Below are 19209 nucleotides of genomic sequence, written 5' to 3'. Positions count from 1 at the left end.
CCCTTTCTAAGGGGCTTTTCATATTTCAAGAGCATGGGCTTCCTGACAGGGCATTCACTTTGCTTTTAGCGGGGCATGTGTGCTAGAATCGAAATTAAATGTATTCATTGGTGGAGGACATAGAACATGAAAGAAGTTAATAAAGAGCAAATCGAACAAGCTGTTCGTCAAATTTTAGAAGCGATCGGAGAAGACCCGAATAGAGAAGGGCTTCTTGATACTCCGAAAAGAGTCGCAAAGATGTATGCCGAAGTATTCTCCGGCTTGAATGAAGATCCAAAAGAACATTTCCAGACTATCTTCGGTGAAAACCATGAGGAGCTTGTTCTTGTAAAAGATATCGCGTTTCATTCTATGTGTGAGCATCACCTGGTTCCCTTTTATGGAAAAGCACATGTTGCATATATACCGCGAGGCGGAAAGGTCACAGGACTCAGCAAACTGGCACGTGCCGTTGAAGCCGTTGCAAAGCGCCCGCAGCTTCAGGAACGCATCACCTCGACAATCGCGGAAAGCATCGTAGAAACGCTTGATCCGCATGGCGTAATGGTTGTGGTTGAAGCGGAACACATGTGCATGACGATGCGCGGTGTAAGAAAACCGGGTGCAAAAACTGTCACTTCAGCAGTCAGAGGCGTTTTTAAAGATGATGCCGCTGCCCGTGCAGAAGTATTGGAGCATATTAAACGTCAGGACTAATAAAGATAGAGGGTGCTATAAATGAATCAAAAGCATTCAAGTGATTTTGTCGTCATTAAAGCGGTTGAGGATGGAGTAAATGTGATCGGCCTGACAAGAGGAACAGACACAAAGTTTCACCATTCCGAAAAACTCGACAAGGGAGAAGTGATCATCGCTCAATTTACAGAGCATACTTCTGCTATCAAAGTCAGAGGAGAGGCGCTGATTCAAACCGCGTACGGAGAAATGAAAAGCGAAAAAAAATAAGCTGGCTGTCCCCGCTGTTAAAAGCAAATGCTCGCAAACAGCGGGAGGATACAGCCAATTTCTTTTTTTTATGCTATAATGGTATCTGCATAAGCGAATGAAAAGATAAGACTCATACATAGATTAAGAAATAAATGTGAATTTGGGGACAAGGGTGATATTTTTGCAAGACATCTACGGAACTTTAGCCAATTTGAACACAAAATTAAAACAAAAGCTGTCTCATCCTTATTTAGCGAAGCATATTTCTGCGCCGAAAATTGATGAGGATAAGCTTCTTCTTTTTCATGCTTTATTTGAAGAAGCTGACATAAAAAACAACGACAGAGAAAATTATATTGTAACAGCGATGCTTGTACAAAGCGCCCTTGATACCCATGATGAAGTGACGACAGCTAGAGTCATAAAACGAGACGAAAACAAAAACCGCCAATTGACTGTTCTCGCGGGCGATTATTTCAGCGGACTGTACTACTCTTTACTATCTGAAATGAAGGATATCTACATGATTCGGACGCTTGCTACAGCTATCAAAGAAATCAATGAACATAAAATTCGTCTATATGACCGTTCTTTCAAGGACGAAAACGATTTTTTCGAAAGTGTCGGCATCGTTGAATCAGCTTTATTCCATCGTGTGGCAGAACACTTCAACCTTCCGCGCTGGAAAAAGCTGTCGAGTGATTTTTTTGTATTTAAGCGGCTTATGAACGGGAATGATACATTTCTGGACGTGATCGGCAGCTTTATACAGCTTGGAAAAACAAAAGAAGAGATATTAGAAGATTGTTTTAAAAAAGCGAAAAACAGCGTTGAGTCACTTTTGCCTCTAAATTCTCCTATTCAGAACATTTTATTAAACCGTCTGAAGACAATCAGCCAAGATCAAACCTATCATCAGAAAGTGGAAGAAGGGTAAACCATTATGCAGGACTCAAAAGAACAGCGCGTACACGGAGTATTTGAAAAAATATATAAAAACTATGACCAAATGAACTCTGTCATCAGTTTTCAGCAGCATAAAAAATGGCGCGATAAAACGATGCGCATCATGGATGTAAAAGAAGGCGCCAAAGCACTCGATGTATGCTGCGGAACGGCTGACTGGACGATCGCTCTTGCAAAAGCGGCCGGCAAAAGCGGCGAGATCAAGGGCTTGGATTTCAGTGAAAATATGCTGAGTGTCGGCCAGCAGAAAGTAAAAGACGGCGGATTCAGCCAAATTGAACTGCTGCATGGAAATGCGATGGAGCTTCCTTTTGATGATGATACATTTGATTATGTCACCATTGGCTTCGGACTCCGCAATGTCCCTGATTACTTGACTGTATTGAAAGAGATGAGACGTGTAGTGAAGCCGGGCGGCCAGGTTGTATGTCTTGAAACGTCTCAACCGGAAATGTTCGGATTCAGACAGGCTTACTTTATGTACTTTAAGTACATTATGCCGTTTTTCGGAAAACTGTTTGCGAAGAGCTATAAAGAATATTCTTGGCTTCAAGAATCAGCCAGAGAATTCCCTGGAATGAAGGAACTGGCAGGCCTGTTTGAAGAGGCGGGCTTGAGAAATGTTAAATATCATTCGTTTACTGGCGGAGTCGCTGCCACGCATATCGGATGGAAATGAAAACACAGATGTTTGGGTGAATGATATGAAATTTAAAATGGCCTACTCTTTTTTAAATGACGATATTGATGTAATCGAAAGAGAACTTGAACAAACCGTACGTTCCGATTATCCGCTTTTAAGCGAGGCTGGTCTTCACCTGCTGCAGGCCGGAGGGAAACGTATTCGGCCTGTTTTCGTATTGCTTTCAGGCATGTTTGGCGATTACGATATTAATAAGATTAAATATGTGGCTGTCACTCTGGAAATGATTCACATGGCATCTCTGGTTCATGATGATGTCATTGATGATGCGGAGCTTCGCCGAGGGAAACCGACAATCAAAGCAAAGTGGGACAATCGTATTGCGATGTACACAGGCGATTATATGCTTGCGGGATCTCTTGAAATGATGACGAGAATTAACGAACCGAAAGCCCATAGGATTTTGTCGCAGACGATCGTTGAAGTTTGCCTAGGTGAAATCGAGCAGATCAAAGACAAATACAACATGGAACAAAATCTCAGAACATATCTCCGCCGTATTAAAAGAAAAACGGCTCTCTTGATTGCGGTCAGCTGCCAGCTCGGTGCCATTGCGTCTGGCGCTGATGAGAAGATTCATAAAGCGCTGTACTGGTTTGGATATTACGTCGGAATGTCTTATCAAATTATTGATGATATTCTTGATTTCACTTCAACTGAAGAAGAGCTGGGCAAACCCGTTGGAGGAGATTTGCTTCAAGGGAACGTCACATTGCCAGTGCTGTATGCCCTGAAAAATCCAGCATTAAAGAACCAGCTTAAATTGATTAACAGTGAGACAACGCAGGAACAGCTTGAACCAATCATTGAAGAAATCAAAAAAACGGATGCCATTGAAGCATCTATGGCAGTAAGCGAAATGTATTTGCAGAAAGCTTTCCAGAAATTAAACACGCTTCCCAGAGGTCGCGCGCGCTCGTCTCTTGCAGCCATCGCAAAATATATCGGTAAAAGAAAATTTTAATTTTTGTAGATATTAAGAAATTTCTCCGCCCCGGATTGATTAATTATCAGAAAGATGTTACGATTTCGGTGTGCAGTGTGAAAGCCTATACATACATAATGATGGGGTGGAGAATATGATGGAAAAGACTTTTATCATGGTGAAACCAGACGGTGTCCAACGTCAGCTCATTGGGGACATTTTATCTAGATTCGAACGTAAGGGCTTACAATTAGCTGGTGCCAAGTTAATGAGAGTGACTGAACAAATGGCTGAGAAACACTACGCCGAACATCAAGGGAAGCCTTTCTTCGGAGAGCTCGTTGAGTTTATAACTTCAGGACCTGTATTTGCAATGGTGTGGGAAGGCGAAAATGTCATTGAAGTGACGAGACAGCTGATCGGAAAGACAAATCCTAAAGAAGCTTTACCTGGTACGATTCGGGGAGATTATGGCATGTTTGTCGGGAAAAACATCATCCACGGCTCTGATTCTCTCGAAAGTGCAGAACGCGAGATTAACATTTTCTTTAAGAATGAAGAATTAGTGTCATATCAGCAGCTTATGGCAGGCTGGATCTATTAATCATTGTGAAAATATGTAACAGAGCCGGCATTATATAACGCCGCCGGTTTTTGAACTGTTTTGTAAAGGTTTACATTAAAGTGAATAAAGGGTTCAATGGCAGTGTGCATCAGACCTCTGCCTTTCCCAACGATCTAAAATCAGCTGAAAAGCTGATTTTTTTATTGAAACAATACAATTTCCTGATAAAACAAGCTATACTAGGACAAAAAGACAGCGAGACTGGGAGAGTAGAGATGGATACATACAGCGTTTTTACAACGAAATGGAAACAATTAACCGGAGTCGATTTGACACTATACAAAGAATCACAAATGAAGAGAAGGCTAACATCACTTTATGAGAAAAAGGGGTTCCAAAGCTTTAAGGAATTTGCGGCGGCATTGGAAAAGAATCAAGCTCTCTTAAATGAAACATTGGACAGAATGACGATCAATGTTTCAGAATTTTATCGTAATTATAAAAGATGGGAAGTTCTTGAGACTGCTATTCTGCCGTTAATCAAGACCTCTAAGCCTTTGAAGATTTGGAGTGCCGCCTGTTCAACAGGTGAGGAGCCATACACGCTTGCCATGCTTTTGGACCAGCAAAAAGGTCTTCCCGGCTTTCAGATTTTGGCGACGGATATTGATGAAAAAGCATTGGAAAAAGCGAAAAAAGGTGTCTATCAGGAGCGGTCTTTACAGGAAGTGCCGTTATCAGTGAAGGATCGTTATTTTACTCAAAACGCAAATGGAAGTTATGAAGTAAAACCGGGAATCAAAAAGAATATTACATTCAAAAAGCACAATCTGCTGGCGGATCGTTATGAACAAGACTTTGACTTAATCGTGTGCCGCAATGTATTTATTTACTTTACAGAAAGCGCGAAGGAAGAGCTTTATTTAAAAATGGCACATAGCTTGAAAAAGAATGGAGTTCTTTTTGTCGGCAGCACCGAACAAATCTTCAACCCTGAGAAATTTGGCCTGGCTCCAGCCGATACATTCTTTTATCAAAAAAGATAGACTGACTTTTTGCTGAAAAATATGTTATAGTAGTCTTACTTAAAAGCGTTAATGCGATGAAGGGAGAAGAAGTCATGAGATATTTAACAGCCGGAGAATCACACGGCCCCCAACTGACAACCATTATTGAAGGTGTGCCTGCCGGGCTTTACATAACGGAGGAAGATATCAATTTTGAGCTTGCCAGACGCCAAAAAGGCCACGGCCGCGGCCGTCGCATGCAGATCGAAAAAGACCAGGCCAAAATTATGAGTGGGGTGCGCCATGCACGTACACTCGGCTCACCAATTGCTCTCGTTGTTGAAAATAACGATTGGAAGCATTGGACAAAAATTATGGGTGCCGCTCCGATTACAGAAGATGAAGAAAAGGAAATGAAGCGCCAAATTTCCAGACCGAGACCTGGGCACGCTGACTTAAATGGCGCGATTAAATATAATCATCGTGATATGAGAAATGTGCTTGAGCGCTCTTCAGCAAGGGAAACAACTGTCAGAGTGGCGGCAGGGGCTGTTGCTAAAAAGATTCTTTCTGAGCTTGGCATTAAGGTGGCGGGCCACGTGTTGCAAATTGGTGCAGTTAAAGCTGAAAAAACTGCATATACGTCAATTGAAGACCTGCAGCGTGTAACGGAGGAATCTCCTGTCAGATGCTACGATGAAGAGGCAGGCAAAAAAATGATGGCTGCCATTGATGAAGCGAAGGTAAACGGAGATTCCATCGGCGGAATTGTAGAAGTCATTGTCGAGGGAATGCCGGTAGGCGTGGGCAGCTATGTCCATTATGACCGCAAACTGGACAGCAAGCTTGCTGCAGCTGTACTGTCAATTAACGCATTTAAAGGTGTTGAATTCGGGATCGGATTTGAGGCGGCAGGCCGAAATGGAAGTGAAGTCCATGACGAGATCATTTGGGACGAGGAAAAAGGCTACACCCGTGCTACCAACAGACTTGGAGGACTGGAAGGCGGCATGACAACAGGGATGCCGATTGTTGTCCGCGGAGTCATGAAGCCGATTCCGACTTTGTATAAACCGCTGAAAAGTGTCGATATTGAAACGAAAGAACCGTTTTCCGCCAGCATTGAACGTTCAGACAGCTGTGCTGTTCCTGCGGCAAGTGTAGTAGCTGAAGCGGCTGTCGCTTGGGAAATTGCGAACGCAGTCGTTGAACAATTCGGATTAGATCAAATCGACCGCATTAGAGAAAATGTGGAGAATATGAGAAAACTGTCGAGGGAATTTTAATGAAGACACTGCATGTTCAAACTGCTTCTTCGTCGTATCCTGTTTTTATCGGACAAGGCATCAGAAAAAAGGCTTGCGATCTATTAACCTCCTTAAACAGGCCTTTAACAAGGATCATGCTTGTTACGGATGAAGAGGTGGACCGCCTGTATGGTGATGAAATGCTTCATTTGCTGCAAGAAAAGTGGCCTGTGAAAAAAGTGACGGTACCGAGTGGAGAGCAGGCGAAATCCATGAACGTGTATACGAAATTGCAGAGTGAAGCGATTCGTTTTCATTTGGATCGCTCCTCTTGTATCATCGCATTCGGTGGCGGTGTTGTAGGGGATCTTGCCGGTTTTGTGGCTGCCACTTTTATGCGCGGCATTGATTTCATCCAAATGCCCACGACGCTCTTGGCGCATGACAGCGCAGTCGGAGGAAAAGTAGCCGTGAACCATCCGCTTGGAAAAAATCTAATCGGTGCGTTTTACCAGCCGAAAGCAGTGCTCTACGATACAGATTTCCTGCGTTCTCTGCCTGAAAAAGAACTTCGGTCCGGAATGGCAGAAGTGATTAAACACGCTTTTATCTACGACAGAGCGTTTCTGGAAGAGCTGCTGAATATCCGCTCACTTCGTGACATCACTAATGATCAGCTGAATGACATGATTTTTAAAGGCATTTCAATTAAAGCGTCTGTCGTTCAGCAGGATGAAAAAGAAGAGGGGATAAGAGCTTACTTAAACTTTGGGCATACGCTCGGCCATGCCGTTGAGGCGGAATATGGCTACGGGCAGATCACTCACGGTGATGCCGTAGCCCTCGGAATGCAGTTTGCTTTATATATAAGCGAAAAGACTGCAGGCTGTGAAATGGACAGAACACGTTTGGTCAGCTGGCTAAAACGTTTGGGTTATCCAAGTCAAATCAGAAAAGAGACGGAAACTTCGGTTCTCTTGGACCGTATGATGAATGATAAGAAAACCCGAGGCGGGAAGATTCAGTTTATTGTGCTCAACGAATTAGGGAAAGTTGCTGATCACACATTTTCAAGAAATGAACTTGAGAGCTGGCTGAACAAATGGCGATTGGAGGAGACATCATGATGATTCGCGGAATTCGCGGAGCAACTACAGTTGAACGGGATACCGAAGAAGAAATTTTACAAAAAACAAAACAGCTGTTAGAGAAAATCATAGAAGAAAATCAAACAAAACCGGAAGATGTTGTTCAAATGCTTCTTTCGGCTACACCTGATTTGCACTCTGTTTTCCCGGCAAAAGCTGTTCGCGAGCTTTCAGGATGGCAGTATGTACCGGTAACATGTATGCAGGAAATGGACGTAACAGGCGGTCTGAAAAAGTGCATAAGAGTCATGATAACGGTCCAGACGGATGTCCCTCAGGATCAGATCAGACATGTATATTTAGAAAAAGCTGTTGTATTGAGGCCTGATTTATCATTGACAAAAAATACTGAATTGTAATACGATAAGAACAGCTTAGAAATACACAAGAGTGTGTATAAAGCGATTAGAATGAGTTGAGTTAGAGAATAGGGTAGCAGAGAATGAGTTTAGTTGAGCTGAGACATGTATGTTTATTCTACCCAAAAGATGTCTTTCTTTTGGGTTTATTTGTTATATAATATTTTATCCTCTCATGCCATCTTCTCATTCTCCTTGCCATAAGGAGTGAGAGCATTGAATTTCCAATCAAACATTTCCGCATTTTTAGAGGACAGCTTGTCCCACCACACGATACCGATTGTGGAGACCTTCACAGTCGATACACTGACACCCATTCAAATGATAGAGAAGCTTGACAGGGAGATTACGTATCTTCTTGAAAGCAAGGACGATACATCCGCTTGGTCAAGATATTCGTTTATCGGCCTGAATCCATTTCTCACAATTAAAGAAGAGCAGTGCCGTTTTGCAGCCGCTGATCAGGACAGCCAATCTCTTTACACAGGGAATGAACTAAAGGACGTACTGAACTGGATGAATACCACATACAAAATCAAAACACCTGAGCTTGGCATTCCTTTTGTCGGCGGAGCTGTTGGGTACTTAAGCTATGATATGATCCCGCTGATTGAGCCTTCTGTTCCTTCGCATACAAAAGAAACAAAAATGGAAAAGTGCTTGCTGTTTGTTTGCCGGACATTAATTGCGTATGATCATGAAACCAAAAACGTCCACTTTATCCAATATGCAAGGCTCAATGGAGAGGAAACAGAAAACGAAAAAATTGATGTGTTCCATCAAAATCATCAAGAGCTCCAAAATCTCATCGAAAAAATGATGGACCAAAAAAACATAAAAGAGCTGTTTCTCTCTGTTGATTCATACAAGACACCCAGCTTTGAGACAGTATCTTCCAATTATGAAAAATCGGCTTTTATGGCTGATGTAGAAAAAATCAAAGGCTATATAAAAGCAGGCGATATCTTCCAAGGCGTTTTGTCACAGAAATTTGAGGTTCCGATAAAAGCAGAGGCTTTTGAGTTATACCGAGTGCTTAGGATCGTCAATCCTTCTCCGTATATGTATTATATGAAACTGCAAGACAGAGAAATCGTCGGCAGTTCTCCGGAACGGTTAATCCACGTTCAGGACGGGCACTTGGAAATCCATCCGATTGCCGGTACGAGAAAACGCGGTGCAGACAAAGCCGAAGATGAGAGACTGAAAGTTGAGCTGATGAAGGATGAAAAAGAAAAGGCGGAGCATTACATGCTCGTTGATCTTGCCCGAAACGATATCGGCAGAGTAGCAGAGTATGGTTCTGTTTCTGTGCCGGAGTTCACAAAAATTGTCTCCTTTTCACATGTCATGCACATTATCTCGGTGGTTACAGGCCAACTGAAAAAAGGGGTTCATCCCGTTGATGCACTGATGTCTGCTTTCCCGGCGGGGACTTTAACAGGCGCACCTAAAATCCGTGCCATGCAGCTTTTGCAAGAGCTCGAGCCAACACCGAGAGAGACATACGGAGGTTGTATTGCCTACATTGGGTTTGACGGGAATATCGACTCTTGTATTACGATTCGCACGATGAGTGTAAAGAACGGTGTTGCATCGATACAGGCAGGTGCTGGGATTGTTGCTGATTCTGTTCCGGAAACCGAATACGAAGAAAGCTGTAATAAAGCCGGTGCGCTGCTGAAAACGATTCATATTGCAGAAGACATGTTTCATAGCAAGGAGGATAAAGCTGATGAACAAATTTCTACAATTGTTCGTTGACGGAAAAACCCTTACAGCCGGTGAGGCTGAAGCGCTGATGAATATGATGATGGCAGCGGAAATGACTCCTTCTGAAATGGGCGGTATATTGTCTATTCTTGCTCATCGGGGAGAGACGCCAGAAGAGCTTACGGGTTTTATGAAGGCAATGCGGGCACACGCTCTTACAGTCGATGGACTTCCTGATGTCGTTGATACATGCGGAACCGGGGGAGACGGTATTTCCACTTTTAATATCTCAACGGCATCGGCAATTGTTGCCTCGGCAGCTGGCGCGAAAATCGCTAAGCACGGCAATCGCTCTGTCTCTTCTAAAAGCGGAAGCGCTGATGTTTTAGAGGAGCTAGAGGTTTCAATTCAAACTACTCCTGAGAAGGTCAAAAGCAGCATTGAAACACACAACATGGGATTTCTATTTGCGCCGCTTTATCATTCGTCTATGAAACATGTAGCAGGTACTAGAAAAGAGCTAGGTTTCAGAACGGTATTTAATCTGCTCGGACCGCTAAGCAATCCTTTGCAGGCGCAGCGTCAGGTGATCGGGGTCTATTCCGTTGAAAAAGCTGGACTGATGGCAAGCGCACTAGAGTCATTTCAGCCGAAGCATGTCATGTTCGTATCAAGCCGTGACGGTTTAGATGAGCTTTCAATTACAGCGCCGACTGACGTGATTGAATTAAAGGACGGAGAGCGCCGGGAATATACCGTTTCACCCGAAGACTTCGGTTTCACAAATGGCAGACTTGAAGATTTACAGGTGCAGTCACCGAAAGAGAGTGCTTGTCTCATTCAGAATATTTTTGAAAATAAAAGCAGCAGTTCCGCTTTATCTATAACGGCTTTTAATGCGGGTGCTGCGATTTACACGGCGGGAATTACTGACTCACTGAAGGAAGGAACGGAGTTGGCGTTAGAGACGATTACAAGCGGAGGCGCTGCTGCGCAGCTTGAACGACTAAAGCAGAAAGAGGAAGAGATCTATGCTTGAAAATATCATCAAACAAAAGAAAGAAGAAGTGAAAACACTGGTTCTGCCGGTAGAGCAGCCTTTCGAAAAACGTTCATTTAAAGAGGCGCTGGCAAGCCCGAATCGGTTTATCGGGCTGATTGCCGAAGTGAAGAAAGCATCACCGTCAAAAGGGCTGATTAAAGAGGATTTTGTCCCTGTGCGGACTGCAAAAGACTATGAAGCTGCGAAGGCAGATGCGCTTTCCGTTTTAACAGACACCCCGTTTTTTCAAGGGAAAAACAGCTATTTATCAGATATAAAGCGCGCTGTTTCGATTCCTGTACTCAGAAAAGATTTTATTATTGATTCTCTTCAAGTGGAGGAATCAAGAAGAATCGGTGCGGATGCCATATTGTTAATCGGCGAGGTGCTTGCCCCCTTACACCTCTATGAATTATATCTTGAAGCAGGCGAAAAGGGGATGGACGTGTTAGTGGAGGTTCATGATGCATCAACGCTAGAACAAATATTGAAAGTGTTCACACCTGATATTCTCGGCGTAAATAACCGAAACCTAAAGACGTTTGAAACAAATGTAAAGCAGACAGAACAAATCGCATCTCTCGTTCCGAAAGAATCTCTGCTTGTCAGCGAAAGCGGAATCGGTTCTTTAGAACATTTAACATTTGTCAACGAACATGGGGCGCGAGCTGTACTTATCGGTGAATCATTGATGAGACAAACTTCTCAGCGTAAAGCAATCCATGCTTTGTTTGGGGAGTGAGGTTGTGAAGAAACCGGCATTAAAATATTGCGGTATTCGGTCACTAAAGGATTTGCAGCTTGCGGCGGAATCACAGGCTGATTACCTAGGCTTTATTTTTGCTGAAAGCAAACGAAAAGTATCTCCGCAAGATGTAAAAAAATGGATGAACCAAGTTCGTGTCGAAAAACAGGTTGCAGGTGTTTTTGTTAATGAATCAATAGAAACGATGTCACGCATTGCCAATGACTTGAAGCTCGACGTCATTCAACTTCATGGTAATGAAAACCCGGCGGATGCTGATGCGCTTCGCAAGCTGACAGATTGTGAAATTTGGAAGGCGCTTCACCATCATCATAATACAACTCAAGAAATAGCCCGCTTTATAGATAATGTGGACGGCTTTGTGATTGATTCATCTGTAAAAGGGGCTAGAGGCGGAACTGGTGTTGCATTTTCTTGGGATTGTGTGCCGGAATATCAACGGGCGGTGATTGGTAAACGCTGCTTTATCGCTGGCGGCGTAAATCCGGATAGCGTCACAGGCCTATTGAAATGGCAGCCGGCAGGAATTGACCTTGCCAGCGGAATTGAAAAAAACGGGCAAAAAGATAAAAATCTGATGAGGCTTTTAGAAGAAAGGATGAACCGATATGTATCCATATCCGAATGAAATAGGCAGATACGGTGATTTTGGCGGGAAGTTTGTTCCGGAAACACTCATGCAGCCGTTAGATGAAATAGATACAGCATTTAAACAAATCAAGGATGATCCTGTTTTTCGTGAAGAATATTATAAGCTGTTAAAGGACTATTCCGGACGGCCGACTGCATTAACATATGCTGATCGAGTCACTGAATACTTAGGCGGCGCGAAAATCTATTTGAAACGAGAAGATTTAAACCATACAGGTTCCCATAAAATCAATAATGCGTTAGGCCAAGCGCTGCTTGCTAAAAAAATGGGCAAAACGAAAATCATTGCTGAAACCGGCGCCGGACAACACGGCGTTGCCGCTGCAACAGTCGCAGCCAAATTCGGTTTTTCCTGCACTGTGTTTATGGGCGAAGAGGATGTTGCCCGCCAGTCTCTAAACGTTTTTCGCATGAAGCTTCTTGGTGCGGAAGTAGTGCCTGTAACAAGCGGGAACGGAACATTGAAGGATGCTACAAATGAGGCGATCCGTTACTGGGTTCAGCATTGCGAGGATCATTTTTACATGATTGGATCAGTTGTCGGTCCGCACCCTTATCCGCAAGTGGTCCGCGAATTTCAAAAAATGATCGGAGAGGAAGCGAAGGATCAGTTGAAACGTATTGAAGGCGCTCTGCCTGATAAAGTAGTGGCATGTGTAGGCGGAGGAAGCAATGCGATGGGTATGTTTCAGGCATTTTTAAATGAAGATGTTGAACTGATCGGAGCTGAAGCTGCAGGAAAAGGAATAGATACTCCTCTTCATGCCGCCACAATTTCGAAAGGAACCGTAGGGGTTATTCACGGTTCATTGACTTATCTCATTCAGGATGAGTTCGGACAGATTATTGAGCCTTACTCTATTTCAGCAGGTCTCGACTATCCGGGAATCGGTCCGGAGCACGCTTACTTGCATAAGAGCGGCCGTGTCACTTATGACAGTATCACAGATGAAGAAGCGGTGAATGCATTAAAGCTCTTGTCAGAAAAAGAGGGAATTTTGCCGGCAATCGAATCTGCCCATGCGTTAGCGAAGGCATTCAAACTCGCCAAAGGAATGGATCGCGGTCAAATTATTCTCGTCTGTTTATCAGGACGGGGAGATAAGGATGTCAACACATTAATGAATGTATTGGAAAATGAGGTGAAAGCCCATGTTTAAATTAGATCTTCAACCATCAGAAAAATTGTTTATCCCATTTATTACGGCTGGCGATCCAGTTCCTGAGGTTTCGATTGAACTGGCGAAGTCTCTCCAAAAAGCAGGCGCTACAGCATTGGAGCTTGGTGTTCCATACTCTGACCCGCTTGCAGACGGCCCGGTGATCCAGCGGGCTTCAAAGCGGGCGCTTGATCAAGGAATGAATATCGTAAAGGCAATCGAATTAGGCGGAGAAATGAAAAAAAACGGAGTGAATATTCCGATTATCCTCTTTACGTATTATAATCCTGTGTTACAATTGAACAAAGAATACTTTTTCGCTTTACTGCGGGAAAATCATATTGACGGTCTGCTTGTTCCGGATCTGCCACTAGAAGAAAGCGCCAGCCTTCAAGAGGACTGTAAAAGCCATGAGGTGACGTATATTTCTTTGGTTGCGCCGACAAGTGAAAGCCGTTTGAAAATCATTATTGAACAAGCCGAGGGCTTCGTCTACTGTGTATCTTCTCTGGGTGTGACCGGTGTCCGCAATGAGTTCAATTCATCCGTGTACCCGTTCATTCGGACAGTGAAGGATCTCAGCACTGTTCCGGTCGCTGTAGGGTTCGGTATATCAAACCGTGAACAGGTCATAAAGATGAATGAAATTTGTGACGGTGTCGTAGTGGGAAGTGCGCTCGTCAGAAAGATAGAAGAATTAAAGGACCGGCTCACCAGCGCTGAAAAGAGAAAACAAGCGCTGCAGGAGTTTGAGGATTACGCAATGGCGTTTGGCGGCTTGTACAGTTTAAAATGAGGTGACTGATTTGCGTATCAAAGAACATTTAAAACAGCTGAAGCCTTATCAGCCTGGTAAGCCGATCGAAGCAGTGAAATCAGAATATGGCTTGGATAAAGTTGTGAAGCTTGCTTCAAACGAGAATCCGTACGGCTGTTCGGAGGCTGCAAAAGAGGCGCTTCATCATGAGATTCAACAGCTTGCCCTTTACCCAGACGGGTATAGCGCCGCTTTGCGGACAAGGCTCAGTAAGCACCTCAATGTCAGCGAAACATCACTTATTTTCGGCAACGGTTCTGATGAAATCATTCAGATCATCTGCCGGGCATTTTTAAACGATAAAACAAACACGGTTACTGCTGCTCCCACTTTTCCGCAATATAAACATAATGCGGTCATTGAAGGTGCTGAAGTACGTGAAATTGCACTTCGTCCCGACGGCTCACATGATTTAGACGCCATGTTAGAAGCCATCGACGAACAGACACAAGTCGTTTGGATATGCAGCCCGAATAATCCGACTGGCACTTATACATCTGAAGGAGAATTACTCTCATTTCTGGAGCGTGTTCCTTCACGTGTCCTTGTTGTTCTTGACGAAGCATATTATGAATATGTAACAGCAGAGGATTACCCGGAAACTGTGCCGCTCTTAAGCAAGTATTCCAATTTGATGATTTTGCGCACATTTTCAAAAGCATACGGTCTTGCAGCGCTCAGAGTCGGATACGGAATTGCTGACGAGAACCTGATTCGCCAGATTGAGCCGGCGAGAGAGCCGTTTAATACGAGCCGTCTGGGCCAGGCTGCGGCGATCGCAGCACTTGATGATCAAGCGTTTATTGCTTCCTGTGTCGAGCAAAACAATGCAGGCCTTCATCAGTATTATGATTTTGCGAAGACTCATGGTTTAAAGTGCTACCCTTCACAGACAAATTTTGTGTTAATTGACTTTAAACGCCCTGCTGATGACCTGTTTCAGGTTCTGCTGGAAAAAGGTTATATCGTCCGGTCTGGAAATGCATTAGGTTTCCCGACATCACTCCGGATTACGATCGGAACAAAAGAGCAAAACGAAGAAATACTTGCCATTTTAGCTGAAATTTTATAAGAGGTGATCAAGTGTCACCTCTTTAGTCTATAAACCAGGTGATGACGTATGAATCGAATGAAAGATACAATATTGCTCGCCGGTCTCGGATTGATAGGCGGTTCGATTGCGCTAGCGATCAAAAAAAATCATCCCGGCAAACGGATTATCGGAATCGACATCTCTGATGAACAGGCAGTTGCCGCATTAAAATTAGGTGTGATAGACGATCGTGCTGAGTCGTTTATTAGCGGTGCGAAAGAGGCGTCTACAGTAATCATTGCGACACCAGTCGAACAAACGCTGGTTATGCTTGAAGAGCTGGCTCATTCAGGAATTGAACATGAGCTTTTGATTACGGATGTGGGAAGCACAAAGCAAAAAGTGGTTGATTACGCTGATCAAGTGCTGCCTAGCCGCTATCAATTTGTCGGAGGGCATCCGATGGCGGGTTCACATAAATCAGGGGTGGCCGCTGCGAAAGAATTCCTATTTGAAAATGCATTTTATATTTTGACGCCAGGCCAGAAAACGGATAGACGAGCGGTAGAACAATTGAAAAATCTGCTGAAGGGGACAAATGCCCATTTTGTGGAAATGTCACCGGAGGAACATGATGGTGTTACGAGTGTTATTAGTCATTTTCCGCATATTGTCGCAGCAAGCCTTGTTCACCAAACCCATCATTCGGAAGATCTTTATCCGCTTGTTAAGCGTTTTGCTGCCGGCGGGTTCAGAGATATTACAAGGATTGCATCGAGCAGCCCGGCAATGTGGCGGGATATTCTACTACATAATAAAGATAAAATCTTGGATCGTTTTGATGAGTGGATTCGTGAAATTGACAAGATCCGTACATATGTAGAACAAGAAGATGCGGAAAATCTATTTCGTTATTTTAAAACAGCTAAGGATTATCGCGACGGGCTGCCGCTTCGGCAGAAGGGAGCGATACCGGCATTTTATGATTTATACGTGGATGTCCCCGATCATCCGGGTGTGATATCTGAGATAACGGCGATCTTAGCTGCGGAGCGCATCAGCATCACGAATATCCGGATTATTGAAACACGAGAGGATATTAATGGGATTTTAAGGATCAGTTTTCAGTCTGATGACGACCGCAAACGGGCAGAACAATGCATTGAAGCCCGGGCGGAATATGAAACTTTTTATGCTGATTGAGGTGGAAAAAAAATGAAACGAGAAAAGGTGCAGGCCTTACATGGAGAAATACATATTCCCGGTGATAAATCCATTTCTCACCGCTCTGTTATGTTTGGCGCGCTAGCGACAGGCACAACAACAGTTAAAAACTTTCTGCCGGGAGCAGATTGTCTGAGCACAATCGATTGCTTTAGAAAAATGGGTGTTCAAATTGAGCAAAGCGGCAGCGATGTCGTGATTCACGGAAAAGGAATCGGCGCCCTGAAAGAGCCAGAGAGCCTTTTAGATGTCGGAAATTCAGGTACAACAATTCGCCTGATGCTCGGAATATTAGCGGGTCGTCCTTTTTATAGCGCGGTAGCCGGAGATGAGAGCATTGCGAAGCGCCCAATGAAGCGTGTTACTGAGCCTTTGAAAAAAATGGGGGCTAAAATCGACGGCAGAGCTGGCGGAGAATTTACCCCGCTGTCAGTGAGCGGCGCCCCATTAAAAGGCATTGATTATGTATCACCTGTCGCAAGCGCGCAAATTAAATCTGCTGTTTTGCTGGCCGGATTACAGGCTGCGGGCACAACAACTGTCACAGAGCCCTATAAATCCCGCGACCACACTGAGCGGATGCTCTCTGCTTTTGGCGTTAAGCTTTCTGAAGATCAAACAAGTGTTTCCATTGATGGAGGCCAGAAACTGACTGCTGCTGATATTTTTGTTCCTGGAGACATTTCTTCAGCCGCGTTTTTCCTTGTTGCTGGCGCGATGGTTCCAAACAGCAGAATTGTATTGAAAAACGTTGGGTTAAATCCGACTCGGACAGGTATTATTGACGTCCTTCAAAACATGGGGGCAAAACTTGAAATCAAACCATCTGCTGACAGCAGTGCAGAGCCTTATGGAGATTTGATTATAGAAACGTCGTCTCTCAAAGCAGTTGAAATCGGAGGAGATATCATTCCGCGTTTAATTGATGAAATCCCTATCATCGCGCTTCTTGCGACTCAGGCGGAAGGAACGACCGTTATTAAGGACGCAGCAGAGCTTAAAGTGAAAGAAACAAACCGCATTGATACTGTTGTTTCTGAACTTCGCAAGCTGGGTGCTGAAATTGAACCGACAGCAGATGGAATGAAAGTTTATGGCAAACAAACGTTGAAAGGCGGCGCTGCAGTGTCCAGCCACGGAGATCATCGAATCGGAATGATGCTGGGTATTGCTTCCTGTATAACAGAGGAGCCGATTGACATCGAGCACACGGATGCCATTCACGTTTCTTATCCAACCTTCTTCGAACATTTAAATAAGCTTTCCAAAAAATCCTGAAGTTTTACTTCAGGATTTTTTATGCAGATTAACTGGAAGAATCATAATTCGAGGCAAAAAAACATAGCTTGTCTTATAGAGGGGAAAGAAAAACGAAAAGGGGGGATGCGCTTTACTGACAAGCCGGCAGGTCAAAGAGCTGCTTTACTGTACAGAGGGCGATCTTCCTTTTTTTCATTTTCTATCTCAAGATCTTTTGGTAAACTAATAAGACTCAATAATTCCCTTCCGTACAGCAAGCATCTTATTTGCCGGGGGCATTCGTCTGAATTATGATAAGATTAACCCGAACAAATAAAGCTTTTTTGTATGGTTGATGTTGTATAGGAAAAGAAAGGACCGGTCCGATTTGAATACATTAATTCAAGAAGCCATAAAATTAGTTGAAGCAGGTGAAACAGAAAAAGGTCTCAATACGCTCTCGAAGGCTGAAAAACAGCTGCATGATGAAGATAAAGCGATTGCAGCCCAGCTTTATTACGAGTGGGGCGATGTAGAAAAAGCCATTTCACTGATTAGTGATTTACATGATTTATATCCAAATGAAACAGAACTGACGAATTTCTACGCTGAACTTTTAATAGATATTGACGAAGAAGAAAAAGCCCTCGCTGTGCTGGAGACTATTCCGGAAACAGATCCGTCATATCCGGAAAGTTTGCTGCTTATGGCGGATCTTTATCAGATGCAGGGGTTATTCGAAGTCAGTGAACAAAAGCTTTTACAGGCAAAGTCCATTCTGGACAATGAACCTGTTATTGATTTTGCACTGGGGGAACTTTACTTTACTCAGGGAGCCTATGCAAAAGCGGTTCAATATTTTAAAACAACGGCTGAGGAGAAGAGTGAAATCGGAGGCGTTAATGTCCATCAAAGACTGGCAGAATCGTTAAGTGCCTCAGGTGAATTTGAGGATGCCATTCCATGGTACGAGAAAGCTGTTGATGAGAGTCCTGATCCTAATACGATTTTCGGCTATGGGTTTACAGCCTTACAGGCGGGGCTTGTAAAAACGGCTATTAAGCAGCTGTCTGATTTAAAGGAGCTTGATCCATCTTATTCTTCACTGTATATGCCGCTCTCAAAAAGCTATGAAGCTGAAGGAATGTATGAAGAGGCATTAAAAACGGCAAAAGAGGGTATCAGATATGATGAATATAACAAAGAACTTTTCCTTTATGCCGCCAAAATGGCCCTGAAAATCGGGAAGTCAGAAGAGGGGAAAAAGCTGCTTCAGGAGGCGCTTGCGCTTGATCCGGGATTCGTCGAAGCGCTTCATACACTTCTTGCTGTGTATCATAAAGAAGAGGATTATGAACAGATCATTGATCTTATTCAAGAGGTTCGCAGCTACGGTGAAGAAGATCCGAAATACAATTGGTATCTTGCAAGCGCATATACTGAATTAGAGCAATACGAGGAAGCAAAACAATCCTTTGAGGCTGCCTATCTTCATTACCGGGAGGATAGAGATTTCTTATATGAATACGCGAGCTTCCTGTTAGAAGAAGGCCTTCAACAAGAAGCGCTGCCGCTTTTGAAAAAGATTCTTGAGATGGACGGAGCCAATGAAGAGCTGGAAGAAACGATTTTGCGAATCGAGGATGAATTTTCGAGATAAGCAGGAATATTAACCATTCATGTGGAACATATAAGTATATAGATTATACGAACG

General features: G+C 43.7%; 20 protein-coding genes. All 20 read left to right on the top strand.

From position 1 onward, the window contains the following. Window positions 1-126 precede the first annotated feature (126 nt). The 20 genes from folE (at window position 127) to BLL41_RS12085 (ending at window position 19155) form a co-directional block, all read left to right on the top strand. Window positions 127-699: a GTP cyclohydrolase I FolE gene (folE, locus tag BLL41_RS12185; RefSeq protein WP_003225516.1), complete on the top strand. Its 573-nt coding sequence runs from the start codon at window positions 127-129 to the stop codon at window positions 697-699. A gap of 21 nt (window positions 700-720) precedes the next feature. Then, window positions 721-948 (top strand): trp RNA-binding attenuation protein MtrB, encoded by a 228-nt coding sequence (gene mtrB / locus BLL41_RS12180; RefSeq protein WP_003230576.1) that lies wholly within the window; start codon window positions 721-723, stop codon window positions 946-948. Window positions 949-1111: 163 nt separating this feature from the next. Continuing rightward, entirely contained in the window at window positions 1112-1867 is a 756-nt protein-coding gene (hepS, locus tag BLL41_RS12175) for a heptaprenyl diphosphate synthase component 1 (protein WP_014664416.1), read from the top strand. Window positions 1868-1873: 6 nt separating this feature from the next. Beyond that, window positions 1874-2575, top strand: a complete 702-nt coding sequence (gene menG, locus BLL41_RS12170) for a demethylmenaquinone methyltransferase (protein WP_071578037.1) — start codon at window positions 1874-1876, stop codon at window positions 2573-2575. Between the two features lie 25 nt (window positions 2576-2600). Then, window positions 2601-3563: a heptaprenyl diphosphate synthase component II gene (gene hepT, locus BLL41_RS12165; protein ID WP_003246013.1), complete on the top strand. Its 963-nt coding sequence runs from the start codon at window positions 2601-2603 to the stop codon at window positions 3561-3563. Window positions 3564-3678: 115 nt separating this feature from the next. Continuing rightward, complete coding sequence (gene ndk / locus BLL41_RS12160) at window positions 3679-4128, top strand: nucleoside-diphosphate kinase (RefSeq protein WP_010886554.1); 450 nt, start codon at window positions 3679-3681, stop codon at window positions 4126-4128. Between the two features lie 236 nt (window positions 4129-4364). Then, window positions 4365-5135 carry a protein-glutamate O-methyltransferase CheR gene (gene cheR, locus BLL41_RS12150; RefSeq protein ID WP_071578035.1) on the top strand — a complete coding sequence of 257 codons (771 nt, stop codon included), beginning with the start codon at window positions 4365-4367 and terminating at the stop codon, window positions 5133-5135. Window positions 5136-5209: 74 nt separating this feature from the next. Beyond that, the gene (gene aroC, locus BLL41_RS12145) at window positions 5210-6382 is read left to right on the top strand and encodes a chorismate synthase (protein ID WP_071578034.1); all 1173 of its coding nucleotides are present in this window, start codon (window positions 5210-5212) and stop codon (window positions 6380-6382) included. After that, entirely contained in the window at window positions 6382-7470 is a 1089-nt protein-coding gene (gene aroB, locus BLL41_RS12140; RefSeq protein ID WP_071578033.1) for a 3-dehydroquinate synthase, read from the top strand. Before aroC ends, aroB begins: the two co-directional genes overlap by 1 nt. Next, complete coding sequence (aroH, locus tag BLL41_RS12135) at window positions 7467-7850, top strand: chorismate mutase (RefSeq protein ID WP_071578032.1); 384 nt, start codon at window positions 7467-7469, stop codon at window positions 7848-7850. Before aroB ends, aroH begins: the two co-directional genes overlap by 4 nt. A gap of 216 nt (window positions 7851-8066) precedes the next feature. Continuing rightward, window positions 8067-9614: an anthranilate synthase component I gene (gene trpE / locus BLL41_RS12130; protein WP_071578031.1), complete on the top strand. Its 1548-nt coding sequence runs from the start codon at window positions 8067-8069 to the stop codon at window positions 9612-9614. Next, window positions 9586-10602: an anthranilate phosphoribosyltransferase gene (trpD, locus tag BLL41_RS12125; RefSeq protein ID WP_071578030.1), complete on the top strand. Its 1017-nt coding sequence runs from the start codon at window positions 9586-9588 to the stop codon at window positions 10600-10602. Before trpE ends, trpD begins: the two co-directional genes overlap by 29 nt. Then, window positions 10595-11347 carry an indole-3-glycerol phosphate synthase TrpC gene (gene trpC, locus BLL41_RS12120; RefSeq protein WP_071578029.1) on the top strand — a complete coding sequence of 251 codons (753 nt, stop codon included), beginning with the start codon at window positions 10595-10597 and terminating at the stop codon, window positions 11345-11347. The genes trpD and trpC overlap by 8 nt, the downstream gene beginning before the upstream one ends. A gap of 4 nt (window positions 11348-11351) precedes the next feature. Further along, window positions 11352-11999: a phosphoribosylanthranilate isomerase gene (locus BLL41_RS12115; RefSeq protein WP_071578028.1), complete on the top strand. Its 648-nt coding sequence runs from the start codon at window positions 11352-11354 to the stop codon at window positions 11997-11999. Beyond that, window positions 11980-13182: a tryptophan synthase subunit beta gene (gene trpB / locus BLL41_RS12110; RefSeq protein ID WP_071578027.1), complete on the top strand. Its 1203-nt coding sequence runs from the start codon at window positions 11980-11982 to the stop codon at window positions 13180-13182. The genes BLL41_RS12115 and trpB overlap by 20 nt, the downstream gene beginning before the upstream one ends. Further along, window positions 13175-13978, top strand: a complete 804-nt coding sequence (gene trpA / locus BLL41_RS12105) for a tryptophan synthase subunit alpha (protein WP_071578026.1) — start codon at window positions 13175-13177, stop codon at window positions 13976-13978. Before trpB ends, trpA begins: the two co-directional genes overlap by 8 nt. A gap of 10 nt (window positions 13979-13988) precedes the next feature. Then, window positions 13989-15071, top strand: coding sequence for a histidinol-phosphate transaminase (hisC, locus tag BLL41_RS12100; protein ID WP_071578025.1), 1083 nt, complete (start codon window positions 13989-13991; stop codon window positions 15069-15071). 48 nt (window positions 15072-15119) lie between these two features. Beyond that, window positions 15120-16235: a prephenate dehydrogenase gene (locus BLL41_RS12095; RefSeq protein ID WP_071578024.1), complete on the top strand. Its 1116-nt coding sequence runs from the start codon at window positions 15120-15122 to the stop codon at window positions 16233-16235. A 12-nt stretch (window positions 16236-16247) separates the two neighbouring features. Further along, window positions 16248-17534 (top strand): 3-phosphoshikimate 1-carboxyvinyltransferase, encoded by a 1287-nt coding sequence (aroA, locus tag BLL41_RS12090; protein WP_071578023.1) that lies wholly within the window; start codon window positions 16248-16250, stop codon window positions 17532-17534. Window positions 17535-17883: 349 nt separating this feature from the next. Then, entirely contained in the window at window positions 17884-19155 is a 1272-nt protein-coding gene (locus tag BLL41_RS12085) for a tetratricopeptide repeat protein (protein ID WP_071578022.1), read from the top strand. Window positions 19156-19209: the final 54 nt, after the last annotated feature.

The organism is Bacillus sp. FMQ74, from assembly GCF_001875785.1.
Lineage (GTDB): Bacteria > Bacillota > Bacilli > Bacillales > Bacillaceae > Bacillus > Bacillus stercoris.
The sequence above is the reverse complement of the archived record's forward strand: the minus strand, read 5'-3'. Positions and strand labels throughout refer to the sequence as shown.

What these genes read in the sequence shown, in the direction of transcription:
- aroA (WP_071578023.1), top strand. Translation starts at nt 16,248, where the DNA reads ATGAAACGAGAAAAGGTGCAGGCCTTACATGGAGAAATACATATTCCC.
- trpC (WP_071578029.1), top strand. Translation starts at nt 10,595, where the DNA reads ATGCTTGAAAATATCATCAAACAAAAGAAAGAAGAAGTGAAAACACTG.
- trpA (WP_071578026.1), top strand. Translation starts at nt 13,175, where the DNA reads ATGTTTAAATTAGATCTTCAACCATCAGAAAAATTGTTTATCCCATTT.
- hepT (WP_003246013.1), top strand. Translation starts at nt 2,601, where the DNA reads ATGAAATTTAAAATGGCCTACTCTTTTTTAAATGACGATATTGATGTA.
- cheR (WP_071578035.1), top strand. Translation starts at nt 4,365, where the DNA reads ATGGATACATACAGCGTTTTTACAACGAAATGGAAACAATTAACCGGA.
- trpB (WP_071578027.1), top strand. Translation starts at nt 11,980, where the DNA reads ATGTATCCATATCCGAATGAAATAGGCAGATACGGTGATTTTGGCGGG.
- menG (WP_071578037.1), top strand. Translation starts at nt 1,874, where the DNA reads ATGCAGGACTCAAAAGAACAGCGCGTACACGGAGTATTTGAAAAAATA.
- BLL41_RS12095 (WP_071578024.1), top strand. Translation starts at nt 15,120, where the DNA reads ATGAATCGAATGAAAGATACAATATTGCTCGCCGGTCTCGGATTGATA.
- mtrB (WP_003230576.1), top strand. Translation starts at nt 721, where the DNA reads ATGAATCAAAAGCATTCAAGTGATTTTGTCGTCATTAAAGCGGTTGAG.
- ndk (WP_010886554.1), top strand. Translation starts at nt 3,679, where the DNA reads ATGATGGAAAAGACTTTTATCATGGTGAAACCAGACGGTGTCCAACGT.
- trpD (WP_071578030.1), top strand. Translation starts at nt 9,586, where the DNA reads ATGAACAAATTTCTACAATTGTTCGTTGACGGAAAAACCCTTACAGCC.
- aroC (WP_071578034.1), top strand. Translation starts at nt 5,210, where the DNA reads ATGAGATATTTAACAGCCGGAGAATCACACGGCCCCCAACTGACAACC.
- aroB (WP_071578033.1), top strand. Translation starts at nt 6,382, where the DNA reads ATGAAGACACTGCATGTTCAAACTGCTTCTTCGTCGTATCCTGTTTTT.
- aroH (WP_071578032.1), top strand. Translation starts at nt 7,467, where the DNA reads ATGATGATTCGCGGAATTCGCGGAGCAACTACAGTTGAACGGGATACC.
- folE (WP_003225516.1), top strand. Translation starts at nt 127, where the DNA reads ATGAAAGAAGTTAATAAAGAGCAAATCGAACAAGCTGTTCGTCAAATT.